Origin of the sequence: Ottowia sp. (assembly GCF_047601385.1) — a bacterium.
GTDB lineage: Bacteria > Pseudomonadota > Gammaproteobacteria > Burkholderiales > Burkholderiaceae_C > Ottowia.
Window position 1 is genome coordinate 3,939,081 of record NZ_JASGJP010000001.1, and the last position, 13,626, is coordinate 3,952,706.

Genomic DNA, 13,626 nt, shown 5'->3' on the forward strand with positions numbered 1-13,626 from the left:
CGTGGAAATGAAATGAGATGAAAGCCGTTACTTGGTGGTCGCGCCGGCCTGGAACCAGCGGCCGATGAGGGCGCGCTCGGCGTCGGTGATGCTGGTGGCGTTGTTCAGCGGCATCGTCTTGGCCACGGTGACCTGCTGGTAGATGCCCTGGGCGTGCTGGGCCACGTGCTCGGGCGTATCCAGGCGCACGCTCTTCATCTGCACCTGCTCGCCGTGGCAGATGAAGCAGCGCTCTTCCAGCACCTTGTGCACCTCGGCGTAGGTGACCGGCGCGGCGACCGCGGCGGCGGGCGCGGGTTCCGGCGCGGGCGGGCGCAGGCCCAGCAGGCCCAGGCCCAGCGCCGCCACGCCCAGCAGCGCGTAGCCCAGCGGGTTGCCCCGCACGCCCAGCTTGAAGCCGTGGCGCGCCACGAAGAACTGGCGTATGGCCGCGCCGCCCAGCATGCACAGCAGCAGCACCAGCCAGTTCTGCGGGTGCGTGTAGGTGAAGCTGTAGTGGTTGGACAGCATGGCGAACAGCACCGGCAGCGTGAAGTAGGTGTTGTGCACGCTGCGCTGCTTGCCGCGCTGGCCGTCGGCCGGGTCCACCGGGCGCCCCTCGCGCAGCGCCGCCACGCTGCGGCGCTGGCCGGGGATGATCCAGAAGAACACGTTGGCGCTCATCGTCGTGGCCATCATGGCGCCCACCAGCAGGAAGGCCGCGCGGCCCGGGAACCACAGGCAGGCCAGCCAGGTGGCGAAGGCGATGAAGATCGCGACCAGCGCGCCGACGATGGCGTCGCCGTTCTTGCGGCGCCCGAAAGCGCGGCAGATGCCGTCGTAGGCGAACCAGAACACCACCAGGAACGCCAATGCCACCGCGACGGCGGTGGCGGGCTGCCAGTCCATCTTGCTCTTGTCGATCAGGTAGCTGCTGGCGTTGTAGAGGTACGAGACGGTGAACAGCGCGAAGCCGGTCAGCCAGGTGCTGTAGCTCTCCCACATCGACCAGTGCAGGTGCTCGGGGAACACGCGCGGCGCGACCACGTATTTCTGCGCGTGGTAGAAGCCGCCGCCGTGCACCGACCACTGCTCGCCGCTCACGCCGCGCTCTTTCGATTCGGCGTCCTGCGGCGGCGTCAGGCTGCTGTCGAGCATCACGAAGTAGAAGGAGGCGCCGATCCACGCGATGGCGGTGATCACGTGCACCCAGCGCAGCAGCAGGTTGGCCAAGTCGAGGTAGTAGTCCAAGGGGAGCTTTCAGCGTGGAGTTGTTTTTCGGGAATCTGTTTTCAGGCGGCGCGGGCAGGACGCATCGGCTGCTGTAACGAAGTGCAGACATGAACGGTCATGGAGCCTCCTCCGTGAAATCCTGCACGGACAGCGCAAGAACCGGGCCAGTGGCGATGTCTGGGCCTCGGCAAGCCGGCCGATGCCGATAAACCCTTGGAACCATTGGCTTTTCAGGCGCTCGAAGGCCGCCGCGCGGGGGCGCCGCCGCCGTTTGCCGCAGCATCCGGACGGGTGCTCGAAATTTGTGCGGCGCACCATTCCAATTCATGCGCCGCACCGAAAAGTCGCCGGCTGCACGGCTGCCGCGCGCGGAAGGCCGCCGCGGCGGTGGCACGAGAACTGCTCAGGCGTTATCAGGATTCAGGAGAACCACCCATGGGCCTCAGCACCCACGTGCTCGACACCATGCACGGCTGCCCCGCGGCCGGCATGGCGGTCGAGTTGTACGCCACCGATGGCGGCCAGGCCGCGCTGTTGCAGCGCCTGGTGCTCAACCACGACGGCCGCACCGACGCGCCGCTGTTCGACCACGCCAGCCTGCGCACCGGCACCTACCGGCTCACCTTCGACGTCGGCGGGTACTTCAAGTCCCGCAACGTGGTCCTGCCCGAGCCGAACTTCCTGAACCTGGTGAGCCTGGACTTCGGCATCGCGCACACCGACGAGCACTACCACGTGCCGCTGCTGGTCAGCCCGTGGAGCTACGCCACCTACCGGGGTTCGTGAGGGCGCGGCAGCCCGTCAATGCGCCTCGGCCTGCTTGGCGGCTTCGATGGCGCCGCGGCTGTCGCCACGCGCGCCGTTGAAGTACAGGTTGAGCAGCACGGCGGCGATGGAGGCCAGCAGAATGCCCGACTCGATCAGCGGGTGGATGGCGTGCGGCATCCACTGCGAGTAGCGCGGCGCCACCAGCGGGATCATGCCGACGCCGATGGAGATGGCCACGATCAGCGCGTTGTGGCGGTTGTGCTTGAAGTCCACGCCGCCCAGGATGCGGATGCCCGTGGCCGCCACCATGCCGAACATCACGATGCCGGCGCCGCCCAGCACCACGGTGGGCAGCGATTCGACCAGCGCCGCCATCTTGGGCAGCAGGCCCAGCACCAGCAGGATCGCGCCCGCCGCCACGCACACCCAGCGGCTCTTGACGCCGGTGACGGCGACCAGGCCCACGTTCTGCGAGAAGCTGGTGTAGGGGAAGGTGTTGAAGATGCCGCCGATCAGCGTGCCCAGCCCGTCGGTGCGCAGGCCGCGGGCGAGGGCGGGCTGGTCGATTTTGCGGTCGGTCATCTCGCCCAGGGCCAGGAACATGCCGGTGGACTCGATCATCACCACGACCATGATCAGCGTCATGGTCAGCACCATCACCGGCTCGAAGACCGGCACGCCGAAGTGGAAGGGCAGCACCACGTCCACCCAGGCGGCCTGGCCGACCTTGTCGAAGTTCATCATGCCGGCCGCGGTGGCGACGATGCCGCCCACCACGATGCCGACCAGCACCGAGATGTTGGCGAGAAAGCCCTTGGCGAACTTGGCCACCAGCAGGATGGTGGCCATCACCACCGCCGACACGGCCAGGCCCGAGAGCGGGGCGTAGCGCGGGTTGGGCTCGGTCGGCGCCAGCGCCAGGCCCTGTGGCACGGGCGGGAAGCCCGGCGTGCCGGCGGCGGCGGCGCTGCGCAGCCCGCTCAGCCATTCGCTGTGCTCCTGCGGCACCACCAGCGGCGCGGTGGGGCCGACGGGGTTGCCGAAGATCCAGTTGATGCCCACGCGCATCAGGTTGATGCCGATGACGGCGATGATGGTGCCGGTGACCACCGGCGGGAAGAAGCGCAGCAGCCGGCTGACCAGCGGCGCGATCAGGATCGAGATGACGCCGGCGCCGATGATGGCGCCGAACAGCATGCGCGCGCCGTCGGTGCCGGGACTGGTGTTGGCGATGGCGACCATCGGGCCGACGGCGGCGAAGGTCACGCCCATCATCACCGGCAGCTTGATGCCGAACCACTGGGTGGCGCCCAGCGCCTGGATCAGCGTGGCGATGCCGCAGCAGAACAGGTCGGCCGAGATCAGCAGGGCCACTTCCTGCGGGCTGAGCTTGAGCGCGCGGCCCACGATCAGCGGCACGGCGACGGCGCCGGCGTACATCACCAGCACGTGCTGCAAACCCAGGGGGATGAGCTTGCCGGTGGGCAGGACCTCGTCGATGGGGTGGGTGGCGGCGCTCATGCTTGTCTCCTGGTGTTATGAGTTAAATCGGCCTCCAGCGCCCGTTGGCTAAGCGCCAGCAGCTATCTTTAGCGTAGCAATTCGGCCAGCGCGCGGGCCACCACCTTGGTGGCGCGGCGCAGGTCTTCCAGCCGCAGGCGCTCGTCGGCGCGCTTGGCGTGGCTCTCCAGCACGGTGCGCGGGCCGGCGCCGTAGATCACGCCGGGGATGCCGCGCTCCACGTACAGGCGCACGTCGGTGTAGAGCGGCGTGCCGACGGCGGCGGGCCGCTCGCCGAACACCGCCTCGCCGTGCTTCTGGATGGCTTGCACCAGCGGCGCGTTGCCGGGCAGGGGCGTCATGGCGTTGGCGAGCAGCAGGCGGCGCACGCTCACCTGCAGGCCGGCCTTGCCGCGCGGCGGCGCGTAGCGGGCGGCCGCCTGGGCGATGGTGTCGCGGATGCGCTGCTCCACCTCGGCGGCGTTCTCCTCGGGGATCATGCGGCGGTCTAGCTTGAACACCGCCTTCCCGGGCACGACGTTGGTGTTGGTGCCGCCTTCGATGCGGCCGACGTTGAGGTAGGGGTGCGTGATGCCGGGCACCTTGGACTTGACCTGCTTGTATTCGGCGTTCAGCGCGTAGAGCGCGCTCAGGATGTGCACCGCGCCCTGGATGGCGTCGCAGCCGGTGTCGGGCACCGCCGCGTGGCTCATCTCGCCTTCCACCGTCACCTCCAGTTGCAGGCAGCCGTTGTGGGCGGTGACCACCTCGTAGCTGAAGCCGGCGGCGATCATCAGGTCGGGCTGGGTCAGGCCGTGCTTCAGCAGCCAGCCGGGGCCCAGCTCGCCGCCGAATTCCTCGTCGTAGGTGAAGTGCAGCTCGATGGCGCCGCGCGCGGGCTTCGCCACGGCTTCGAGCGCGCGCACGGCGAAGGTGAACGACGCGAAGTCGCTCTTGCTGACGGCGGTGGCGCGGCCGTACATCTGGCTGTCTTTGATTTCCGCGCCATAGGGGTCGTGCGTCCAGCCCTCGCCAGGCGGCACCACGTCGCCGTGGGCGTTGAGGGCGATCGTTTTGCCGCCTTCGCCGTAGCGCCGCCGCACGATCAGGTTGGTGATGCTCTGCATGCCGTAGGCGCGCACCTCGGCCTCGGGCACGGGGTGCTTCTCGGCCTCGAAGCCGAAGGCGGCGATCAGATCGGCCGTGCGGTCGGCGTGCGGCGCGTTGTTGCCGGGCGGGGTGTCGGTGGGCACGCGCACCAGTTGCTGGAGGAAGGCGACTTCCTCGTCGAAGTGGGCGTCGATCCAGGCGTCGAGTCGGGTGGTGGTGTCCATGAGCGTCTTACGAATGAAATTGGCCTCCAGGGCTTGCCAGGAAAGCGCAGGCAGCTATTCTTTAGATAGCGAATCGATCAGGTGCTGCATCGCGCGCACCGCCAGCTCCATGTCCTCGCTGGTGGTGGATTCGAGCGGGTTGTGGCTGATGCCGGCGTTCTCGCCGCGCACGAACAGCATGGCCTGCGGCATCACCTCGTGCAGCTTCATGGCGTCGTGGCCGGCGCCGCTGGTCATGCGGTACACGGGCAGGCCGAGCGCCTCCACGGCGGCCTCCCAGCGGCGCTGCCAGTCGGGCGTGCTGGGGGCGGCGGCGGCGCGCATGGTCTCCTCCAGCTTCAAATGCACGCCGCGCCGTTCGGCGATGGCGCGCGCGCGGGCCAGCACGTCGGCGGCCAGCGCGTCGCGCTGCGGGTCGGTGGGTGCGCGCAGGTCCAGGCTGAAGGCACAGCGGCCCGGCACCACGTTGATGGAGCCGCCGGGCACGTGCAGCATGCCCATGGTGGCGACGGAGTCGCCGTCCCGCGCGGCGCGCTCCTCCAGATACAGCGCCAGCTCGGCGGCGGCGCAGGCGGCGTCGCGGCGGCGGTCCATGGGCGTGGTGCCGGCGTGGCTGGCCTGGCCGACGACTTCGCCCACGAAGCGCACGCTGCCGTTGATGGAGGTCACCACGCCCAGCGGCAGGTTCAGCTCGTTCAGCACCGGGCCCTGCTCGATGTGCACCTCGATGAAGCCGAGGTAGCGCGACGGGGCGCGTTTCAGTTTGGGGATGTCGTCCACGCACAGGCCGGCGTGCTGCATGGCCTGGCGCATGGTCACGCCGTTTTCGTCCTGCTGGTCCAGCCAGGCGGGGTCGAAGTCGCCCGTCAGCGCGCCGGAGCCGAGGAAGGTGGCCTTGTAGCGCTGGCCTTCCTCTTCGGCGAAGCCGATCACCTCGAAGTCGAACGGCAGCCGGCGGCCGGCGCGGGCCAGCTCGCGCACGCAGGCGATGGGCACGAAGATGCCCAGCCGCCCGTCGTATTTGCCGCCGTTGCGCACAGTGTCGTAGTGGCTGCCGGTCATCAGCGCCTTCGCGTCCTGCACGGCCGGGTCGGCCTTGTAGCGGCCGACGACGTTGCCCACCGCATCGATGTGCACCTCGTCGAAGCCGGCGTCGCGCATGGTCTGGCTGATGCGCTGCGCGCAGGCGCGGTGCGCGTCGGTCAGGTAGGTGACGGTGAGCTGGCCCAGCTCGGCGAAGCCGGGGTCGCTGTGCCGGGCCAGCTTCTCGTGCCAGTCCCACACGTCGTTGCCGAGCAGCGGCTCGGCGCCGAACTTGTCGGCCAGCCGGATCTCGGCGATGCGGTGGATGTTGCGCAGCGCCTCGGCGCGCTCGAAGCCGGGGTGGTTGCCAAGCCGGCGCTCGAAGGTGTCGATGATCTGCGCCTTGTTCAGCCCGGCGCCGCGCGCGCCGCGCACGGCCAGCACGAAGGGGAAGCCGAAGCGCGCGCCGTAGTCGGCGTTGAGCCGCTGGATGTGGGCCAGCTCCTCGGGCGTGCAGTCGGTCAGGCCGGCCTTGCCTTGCTCGTGCGTGGATTCGGCGGTGAGCGTGCCGGCCTCCATCGCCTTGCCCGCCAGCTCGGGGTGGGCGCGGATCAGGGCGAGCTGCGCGTCGGCGTCGGCGCGCGCCAGCACCTCGGCCATGGCGTGCTTGAGCTGAGCCAGCGACTTGAAGGGGCGCTGTTTCAGCGCCTCGGCGGCGATCCAGGGCGTGTGCTCGTACAGGCCGTCGAGCATGGCCAGCGCCTGCTCGGGCGTGGCGGCGTTGAGTTGGGCGAGGGTGTATGCCATGGGATATGATTCCTATCGAAATGATAGCGTTTGACGCTTGCCGCGCAAGCACCGGGGGCCGATTTGCCTGTGAATCCTCTTACAAGGCGGGCGCCGGAAAATGCTGCGCCCAGTGGCGCGCGATGTCGATGCGGCGGCAGATCCACACCTGCTCGTGCCCCTGCACGTAGTCCAGGAAGCGCCGCAGTGCGCCGATGCGGCCGGGCTTGCCCAGCAGGCGGCAGTGCATGCCCACGCTCATCATCTTGGGCGCGTTCAGGCCGTCCGGGTCGCCCTCGGCGTACAGCGCGTCGAAGCTGTCCTTGAGGTAGTTGAAGAAGTGGTCGCCGGTGTTGAAGCCCTGCGCCTGCACGAAGCGCATGTCGTTGGTGTCCAGCGAGTAGGGCACCACCAGGTGCTGCGCCGTGCTGCCGTCGGCGCGGGCCACCTTCATCCAGAAGGGCAGGTCGTCGCCGTAGTAGTCGCTGTCGTACTCGTAGCCGCCGTGCTCCAGCAGCAGGCGGCGCGTGTTGGGGCTGTCGCGGCCGGTGTACCAGCCCAGGGGCCACTGGCCGCCCGTCATGTCGCGCAGCACGTGGGTGGACAGATCCATGTGGCGGCGCTCGTAGCTCGCCGGAATGTTCTGGTAGTGGATCCAGCGCAGGCCGTGGTTGGCGATCTCGTAGCCGTTCTTCATGAAGGTGTCGAGCAGCTCTGGACAGCGCTGCATCGCCATGCCGACGGCAAAAATCGTCATGGGCAGGCCGCGTGATTCGAATTCGCGCAAGATGCGCCACACGCCCGCTCGCGAGCCGTATTCGTACATCGACTCCATGGTCATGTGCCGGTTCTCGTAGGCCTGCGCCGTCACCAGCTCGGACAGGAAGGTCTCGCTGGTCGGGTCGCCGTGCAGCACGCAGTTTTCGCCGCCTTCCTCGGCGTTCAGCACGAACTGCACCGCGATGCGGGCGCCGCCCGGCCAGCGGGCGTGCGGCACGTCGCGGCCGTAGCCGATCAGGTCGCGTGGGTAGGAGGCGGTGGCGTCGTAAACGGGGAGATGGGACATACTATTAATTTGAGAGCTGTCAGCGCTCGTCAGGCAAGCGCCAGGGCCGATTCGACGTCGTGACTGGGGGCGGGGCGGTCGAGGTTGAGGCCGGCCTCCACGTGGTCCAGGTGCTCGCGCATCAGCTTGACGGCCTGCGTCACGTTGCCCTGCGCGAAGCATTCCACCAGCGCGGCGTGCTCGGCCGACGAGTCGTGCGCGGCGTGGCTGGACTGGTACACCAGCGTGGCGACGGCGCAGCGCGCCAGCAGCTCGCGCAGCACCTGCGCCAGCACCTCGTTGCCCAGCAGCTCGGCCATGCGCACGTGGAAGTCGCCCAGCAACTCGGCGCGGCCGGCCACGTCCTCGCGCGCCACGGCGGCCTGCTCGGCGGCCACGTGTTCGCGCAGCGCGGCGATGTCGGCCGGCGTGGCGGCGCGCACGAAGGCGCGCGTCAGCTCCACCTCCAGCATGCGGCGCACGGCGAACACCTGGCGCGCCTCGCTGGCCGACGGGCTGGCGACGAAGGCGCCGCGCGCCGGCTCCAGCGTGACCAGGCGCTTCTGCGAGAGCTGGAACAGCGCCTGCCGCACCAGCGTGCGCGACACGCCGAAGTGGCCGGCCAGCTTCTGCTCGGCCAGCTTGGCGCCGGGCTGGAGCCGGTGGTCCACGATGGCGCGGGTGAGCGCCTGGACGATGAGGTCGGTGTTGCTGCAGGTCTCCACGGCCGGGATGATAGATCGATTCCCCTAAATTGTATACAATTCTGTGGACAAAATTCACAGGAGCGCAATCCATGGGCCTCAGCACGCACGTTCTCGACACCATGCATGGCACGCCGGCCTCCGGCATGCAGGTCGCGCTGTACGAAACACAGGGCGACGCCGCCACGCTGGTGCGGCGCTTCACCCTCGACGGCGACGGCCGCAACCCCGGCGGCCCGCTGTACGACAACGCCAGCCTGCGCCCGGGCACCTACCGCCTGAGCTTCGAGGTGGCGGCGTACTTCCGTGCCCGCGGCGTGCAGTTGCCCGAGCCGCCGTTCCTGGGCGTGGTGCACCTGGACTTCGGCATCGCCCACACCGACCAGCACTACCACGTGCCGCTGCTGGCCAGTCCGTGGAGCTTTTCCACCTACCGCGGATCGTGACCGGCGCGTTTCGGCGGAGGGCGGCATACTGCGCCGTACCGTGCCCGAACTCGACGACTTCCTGGCCCATCTGCGCGCCGCGCCAGCGGTGCTGGTGACGGTGGCGCGCACCGAAGGCTCGGCGCCGCGCGAGCAGGGCGCCTGGATGGCGGTGTTCGCCGAGCGCGTCGTCGGCACCGTGGGCGGCGGCCAGCTCGAACACCAGGCCGTCGCCCATGCGCGCGCGCTGCTGGCGGCCGGCGCGGCGGGCGGCGAACCGCGCCGCTACCCGCTGGGGCCCAGCCTGGGGCAGTGCTGCGGCGGCGTGATGTGGCTGCGCTTCGAGGCCGTCTCTGCTTCTGATTCAGGAGCGCTCTGCACCCGTCTGGCGCGCGCTGGACAGCCATTGGCCTTGTTCGGCGGCGGCCACGTCGGCAGCGCCGTCGTGCGGCTGGCGGCGGCGCTGCCGTTCAGCCTGACCTGGATCGACAGCCGCGACGAGGTGTTCCCCCCCGACGTGCCCGCCAACGTGCGCTGCGAGCATTCCGACCCGGTGCAGGGCGCCGTGGCCGGCCTGGCGCCCGGCAGCCAGGTGCTGATCATGAGCTTCAGCCATGCGGAGGATCTGGACATCGTCGCCGCCTGCCTGGCGCGCCAGCGCGCGCGGGCCGACCTGGGCTTCATCGGCCTGATCGGCAGCCGCACCAAGTGGGCCGTGTTCCGCCGCCGGCTGGCCGAGCGCGGCTATGCGGACGCGGAGATGGACCGCGTGACCTGCCCCATCGGCGTGCCCGGCATCCGCGGCAAGCAGCCGGCGGTGGTGGCGGTGGCGGTGGTGGCGCAGCTGTTGCAGGTCGTTGGCGCGGTGAAATGAAAGCGCTCGCCGCGGGGTTCTTCATCCTGCGGCCGCGAAACGCCGCGAATCAAGACCGGCGCCGGAGCGCCCGCGCCAGAACGTCGAACACCCGGTCGTCGGTGCATTGCGCGACGTTGAAGCGCAGGAAGTCACCCGCGCTCAGGGAGCGGCTGAAGGCATTGCCCGGTGCCAGCACCACGCCGTCCTTCAGGCAGGCGCGCGCCAGGGCCGCGGCGTCCATGCCTTGCGGCAGCCGGCACCACAGGAACATGCCGGCCCGCGGAACCAGCCAGGGTTGGATGTTCAGGGCCTCCAGCCGGGCCACGGTCTTCGCCATGGCCTCCGCCAGCCGCAGCCGCACGGCGTCCATGTGCCGGCGGTAGCCGCTGTCGGTCAATGCCCTCAGCACCACGTCGGCGGCCAGCCGTCCGCCGCCGAAGGTGGTGGCGATCTTCAGGTCGGCCAGGCTGTCGATCCAGTCGGGGCGCGCCGCGACGTAGCCGCAGCGCAGCGAGGCCGAGACGGTCTTGGAGAAGCTGCCGATCTGGATGACCTGCGAAAGGCCGGCGAAGGCCGCCAGCCGGGGCGCGGGGCTGGGCTCGAAGTCGGCAAAGATGTCGTCCTCGACGATCACCAGGCCGGCGCTGTCGGCCAGCTTCAGCAGCCGGTGCGCGGTGACGGCCGAAAGCGTCGCGCCCGTCGGGTTGTGGATGCCCGAATTGGTGATGTAGAGCCGGGGCGCGTGTTCATTCAAGGCGGCCGCAAACATCGCCACGTCCGGCCCGCTCGGCGTATGGGGCACGCCCGCGACCTGCACGCGATGCGCCTTGAGCAGGGCGTGGAAATTGAAGTAGCAGGGGTCGTCCACCAGCACGGTGTCGCCTGGCTCCAGCAGAAAGCGGCAGATCAGGTCGATCGCCTGCGTGCCCGATTCGGTGAGCATGATCTGCTCCGGCGCGGCGTCCACGCCCTCGGCCGCCAGCCGGCGCGAGAGGAACTGGCGCAGCCCCGGGTGGCCCAGCGGCGTCGCGTACTCGGCCAGTTCCAGCGCATCGGCCCGCGCCACGGCACGCAGGGCGCGGCGCACCCCGGTCTCGTACAGCCATGACGGGGGAAGCCAGCCGCAGCCCGGCTTGAGCACGGCCGCATCCGCCTCCAGCGCCTGGCGCGACACCCACAGCGGATCGACCTCCCTGTCCAGCCGGGGACCGATCTGCGTCAGCGCAAGCGGGGCCGCCGGCCCGGCCACATAGAAGCCCGAGCCGGGGCGGGATGTGACGATGCCTTCGGCCGCCAGCCGCTCATAGGCCTCCACCACGGTGGAGACCGACACGTGCATGGCCCGCGCCTGCGCGCGCACGGAAGGCAGGCGCGTGCCCGGCAGGCAGGTGCGCGAGGCGATCCGCGACTGGACTTCCGCCATCACCGCTTCGATCCGTGTGCCGCTGCGCGCCAATTCCGCTCCAACCGTGCTGGGTTTCAAGACATAACAGTCACCTTCGATTGTATTGGACTGTCTCTGGCCGAGCCGTACGGGCGATGCTTTACTGGCGCCGTGAACAAGGAGTCTTCAGTGAAAAAAACAACCAGCGGCTGGATCAGCGGGTTCATCGGCGTGGCGATCTTCGCGGGGTCGCTGCCCGCCACCCGCGTTGCGGTGGCCGATTTCAGTCCCACGTTCCTGACCGGTGCGCGGGCCACCATCGCGGCTTTGCTGGGCTTGGCGCTGTTGCTTGCGCTGCGGCAGGCGCAGCCGAAGCGCTCGGATGTTCCCGCCCTGGTGGTCACGGCCCTGGGCGTGGTGGTCGGGTTTCCGTTGCTGACCGCCCTGGCGCTGCAGCACGTCACTTCCGCGCACTCGATCGTCTTCCTGGGGGTGCTGCCGCTGTGCACGGCCATCTTTGCCGTGCTGCGCGCGGGCGAGCATCCCCGGCCGGCTTTCTGGCTGTTCTCGGTGGCGGGCGCGGCCTTCGTCGCCGGCTACGCGGCGATCGGCGGTATCGAGGCCTCGGTGCAAGGCGATCTGCTGATGCTGGCGGCCGTCATCGTGTGCGGCCTGGGCTATGCGGAAGGCGCACGCCTGTCGCGGACGCTGGGCGGCTGGCAGGTCATTTGCTGGGCGCTGGTGCTGTCGCTGCCCGTCATGCTGCCGCTCACGCTGCTGACCATGCCCGCGTCGTTCAGCCATGTCGGCGCGCCGGCGTGGATCGGCCTGGCCTACGTCTCGCTGTTCAGCATGCTGATCGGCTTCGTGTTCTGGTACCGCGGCTTGGCGCAGGGCGGCATCGCGGCGGTCGGCCAGCTTCAGCTGTTCCAGCCTTTCATGGGGCTGGGGCTGGCCGCGCTGCTGCTCCACGAGAGGGTGAGTTGGGCGATGCTGCTGGTGACGCTGGCGGCGGTGGCGTGCGTCGCAGGGGCCAAGAGATACGCCCAATGAAAAAACAACCCCACGCTCCCCCGCTGCGCGTGGTGCGCTGTCCCCTGAGGGGGGCTTTTTCATTTCACGATGACTCCAGCACCGGACTTCGCTGGACTACGCCACAGCCAGATACAGCAGGTTTATCAAGGACTTAGGCGAGTTCAACATATGCCAGTGCTTTCCGAAACTTGACCCGACTTCCCCTCTGTTGGCCCCTAGAAGGCTCCTGGGAACCGGGTCTCTCCAAGGAGTCATCATGGCAAAGATTAAGCTCACCAAGTCCGCTGTCGATGCGGCACAACCCCAGGCGCAGGCCGTCGAACTCCGGGACACGCTGGTGCCCGGCTTCTTGTGCAAGATTACCCCATCGGGTCGCAAGGTGTTCATGCTCCAGTATCGGACGAACGCCGGCGAGCGCCGCAAGCCCGCGCTCGGTCAGTACGGAGAGCTGACCGTCGAACAGGCCCGATCCTTGGCACAGGAGTGGCTGGCTCAGGTACGTCGGGGCGGTGATCCCGGCGCAGCCAAGGCCGAAGCGCGCAAAGCACCTACCGTAGAGGAGCTGTGCAAGAAATTCATGGAGGATCACTCCAAGAAGCGCAACAAGCCCAGCACCCAGGTCGGCTATCAGCGTGTCATCGACCGCTGCATCATCCCGCTGCTGGGCCGCAAGAAGGTCCAGGACGTGAAGCGCCCCGACATTGCCGGGCTGATGGAAAAGTTTTCGTACAAGCCCACCGAGGCGAACAAGGCGTTCAGCATCTTGCGCAAGATGTTCAATCTGGCCGAGGTGTGGGGCTACCGGCCTGATGGCAGCAACCCCTGCCGGCATATCCAGTTGTTTCCGGCTGGCAAATCCACCCATCTCATCAGCGACGAGGACATGGGCAAGCTGTTCCGACAGCTCGACAAGATCGAGGCCGAAGGGCTGGAGAACTACGTGGTCCCGTTGGCGATCCGCCTGCAGTTCGAGTTCGCTGGCCGCCGTGGCGAAATCGTCTCGCTCGAATGGGAATGGGTCGATCTGGAGAACCGGCGGGTCGTCTGGCCTGACAGCAAGACCGGCGGCATGTCCAAGCCCATGAGCGAAGAAGCCTACCGGCTGCTTTCGACAGCGCCGCACGAGGAAGGCGCTCGCTATGTGCTACCGTCGCCGCGCCATCCGGGACAACACCTGACCACAGGCGAGTATTACGGCGGCTGGAGCCGTGCACTCAAAGCTGCGGGGGCAACGCACGTGGGGACGCACGGCATTCGACACCGCTCGGCGACCGACATTGCGAACTCGGGCATTCCGGTCAAGGTCGGCATGGCACTCACGGCGCACAAGACCGTGGTGATGTTCATGCGCTATGTCCACACCGAGGACAAGCCGGTCCGGGAGGCTGCCGAACTGGTGGCGAGTCGGCGCAAGGCAATCACCGGCGCCAAGCAGCAGCCTGCCGAAGCGACGGCATGACCAGGCACCAGGGATTTGCGTCGTCCGCAGCGCTGTCGGCGCTGCTGCGCGATCCGGCTTCAATCCCTGCCTTACCATAGGCATCAGGATTTCCG

12 protein-coding genes are annotated in these 13,626 nt (G+C 68.7%); 5 read left to right on the forward strand and 7 right to left on the reverse strand.

The genetic code is table 11. From position 1 onward, the window contains the following. Window positions 1-27: 27 nt before the first annotated feature. Window positions 28-1,230 (reverse strand): urate hydroxylase PuuD, encoded by a 1,203-nt coding sequence (locus tag QM772_RS19015; RefSeq protein ID WP_415139304.1) that lies wholly within the window; start codon window positions 1,228-1,230, stop codon window positions 28-30. A 417-nt stretch (window positions 1,231-1,647) separates the two neighbouring features. Between QM772_RS19015 and uraH (QM772_RS19020) the strand changes: the two genes are divergently transcribed. After that, complete coding sequence (gene uraH / locus QM772_RS19020; RefSeq protein ID WP_415139306.1) at window positions 1,648-1,998, forward strand: hydroxyisourate hydrolase; 351 nt, start codon at window positions 1,648-1,650, stop codon at window positions 1,996-1,998. 15 nt (window positions 1,999-2,013) lie between these two features. Here the strand turns inward: uraH (QM772_RS19020) and QM772_RS19025 are convergent, their stop codons facing one another. The 5 genes from QM772_RS19025 to QM772_RS19045 form a co-directional block, all read right to left on the reverse strand. Next, window positions 2,014-3,501 (reverse strand): nucleobase:cation symporter-2 family protein, encoded by a 1,488-nt coding sequence (locus QM772_RS19025; RefSeq protein WP_415139308.1) that lies wholly within the window; start codon window positions 3,499-3,501, stop codon window positions 2,014-2,016. A gap of 68 nt (window positions 3,502-3,569) precedes the next feature. Then, window positions 3,570-4,814, reverse strand: coding sequence for a M20 family metallopeptidase (locus tag QM772_RS19030; protein ID WP_415139310.1), 1,245 nt, complete (start codon window positions 4,812-4,814; stop codon window positions 3,570-3,572). A 54-nt stretch (window positions 4,815-4,868) separates the two neighbouring features. After that, the gene (gene uraD, locus QM772_RS19035) at window positions 4,869-6,644 is read right to left on the reverse strand and encodes a 2-oxo-4-hydroxy-4-carboxy-5-ureidoimidazoline decarboxylase (RefSeq protein WP_415139312.1); all 1,776 of its coding nucleotides are present in this window, start codon (window positions 6,642-6,644) and stop codon (window positions 4,869-4,871) included. A gap of 79 nt (window positions 6,645-6,723) precedes the next feature. Continuing rightward, window positions 6,724-7,689, reverse strand: a complete 966-nt coding sequence (gene puuE / locus QM772_RS19040) for an allantoinase PuuE (protein WP_415139314.1) — start codon at window positions 7,687-7,689, stop codon at window positions 6,724-6,726. 29 nt (window positions 7,690-7,718) lie between these two features. Then, window positions 7,719-8,393, reverse strand: a complete 675-nt coding sequence (locus QM772_RS19045) for a GntR family transcriptional regulator (RefSeq protein WP_415139316.1) — start codon at window positions 8,391-8,393, stop codon at window positions 7,719-7,721. A 71-nt stretch (window positions 8,394-8,464) separates the two neighbouring features. Between QM772_RS19045 and uraH (QM772_RS19050) the strand changes: the two genes are divergently transcribed. Continuing rightward, window positions 8,465-8,818, forward strand: a complete 354-nt coding sequence (gene uraH / locus QM772_RS19050) for a hydroxyisourate hydrolase (protein ID WP_415139318.1) — start codon at window positions 8,465-8,467, stop codon at window positions 8,816-8,818. Between the two features lie 40 nt (window positions 8,819-8,858). Next, window positions 8,859-9,671, forward strand: a complete 813-nt coding sequence (gene xdhC, locus QM772_RS19055) for a xanthine dehydrogenase accessory protein XdhC (protein ID WP_415139320.1) — start codon at window positions 8,859-8,861, stop codon at window positions 9,669-9,671. Between the two features lie 49 nt (window positions 9,672-9,720). On the opposite strand, the gene QM772_RS19060 is transcribed toward xdhC, so the two are convergent. Next, the gene (locus tag QM772_RS19060; protein WP_415139655.1) at window positions 9,721-11,076 is read right to left on the reverse strand and encodes a PLP-dependent aminotransferase family protein; all 1,356 of its coding nucleotides are present in this window, start codon (window positions 11,074-11,076) and stop codon (window positions 9,721-9,723) included. 150 nt (window positions 11,077-11,226) lie between these two features. Here QM772_RS19060 and QM772_RS19065 point away from each other — a divergent pair, with 150 nt between their 5' ends. Both QM772_RS19065 and QM772_RS19070 read left to right on the forward strand, forming a co-directional pair. After that, the gene (locus tag QM772_RS19065) at window positions 11,227-12,090 is read left to right on the forward strand and encodes a DMT family transporter (RefSeq protein ID WP_415139322.1); all 864 of its coding nucleotides are present in this window, start codon (window positions 11,227-11,229) and stop codon (window positions 12,088-12,090) included. Between the two features lie 238 nt (window positions 12,091-12,328). Then, complete coding sequence (locus QM772_RS19070) at window positions 12,329-13,531, forward strand: tyrosine-type recombinase/integrase (RefSeq protein WP_415139324.1); 1,203 nt, start codon at window positions 12,329-12,331, stop codon at window positions 13,529-13,531. The last annotated feature ends 95 nt before the right edge of the window (window positions 13,532-13,626 follow it).

What these genes read in the sequence shown, in the direction of transcription:
- uraH (WP_415139306.1), top strand. Translation starts at nt 1,648, where the DNA reads ATGGGCCTCAGCACCCACGTGCTCGACACCATGCACGGCTGCCCCGCG.
- QM772_RS19025 (WP_415139308.1), bottom strand. Translation starts at nt 3,501, where the DNA reads ATGAGCGCCGCCACCCACCCCATCGACGAGGTCCTGCCCACCGGCAAG.
- QM772_RS19030 (WP_415139310.1), bottom strand. Translation starts at nt 4,814, where the DNA reads ATGGACACCACCACCCGACTCGACGCCTGGATCGACGCCCACTTCGAC.
- uraD (WP_415139312.1), bottom strand. Translation starts at nt 6,644, where the DNA reads ATGGCATACACCCTCGCCCAACTCAACGCCGCCACGCCCGAGCAGGCG.
- puuE (WP_415139314.1), bottom strand. Translation starts at nt 7,689, where the DNA reads ATGTCCCATCTCCCCGTTTACGACGCCACCGCCTCCTACCCACGCGAC.
- uraH (WP_415139318.1), top strand. Translation starts at nt 8,465, where the DNA reads ATGGGCCTCAGCACGCACGTTCTCGACACCATGCATGGCACGCCGGCC.
- QM772_RS19060 (WP_415139655.1), bottom strand. Translation starts at nt 11,076, where the DNA reads ATGGCGGAAGTCCAGTCGCGGATCGCCTCGCGCACCTGCCTGCCGGGC.
- QM772_RS19070 (WP_415139324.1), top strand. Translation starts at nt 12,329, where the DNA reads ATGGCAAAGATTAAGCTCACCAAGTCCGCTGTCGATGCGGCACAACCC.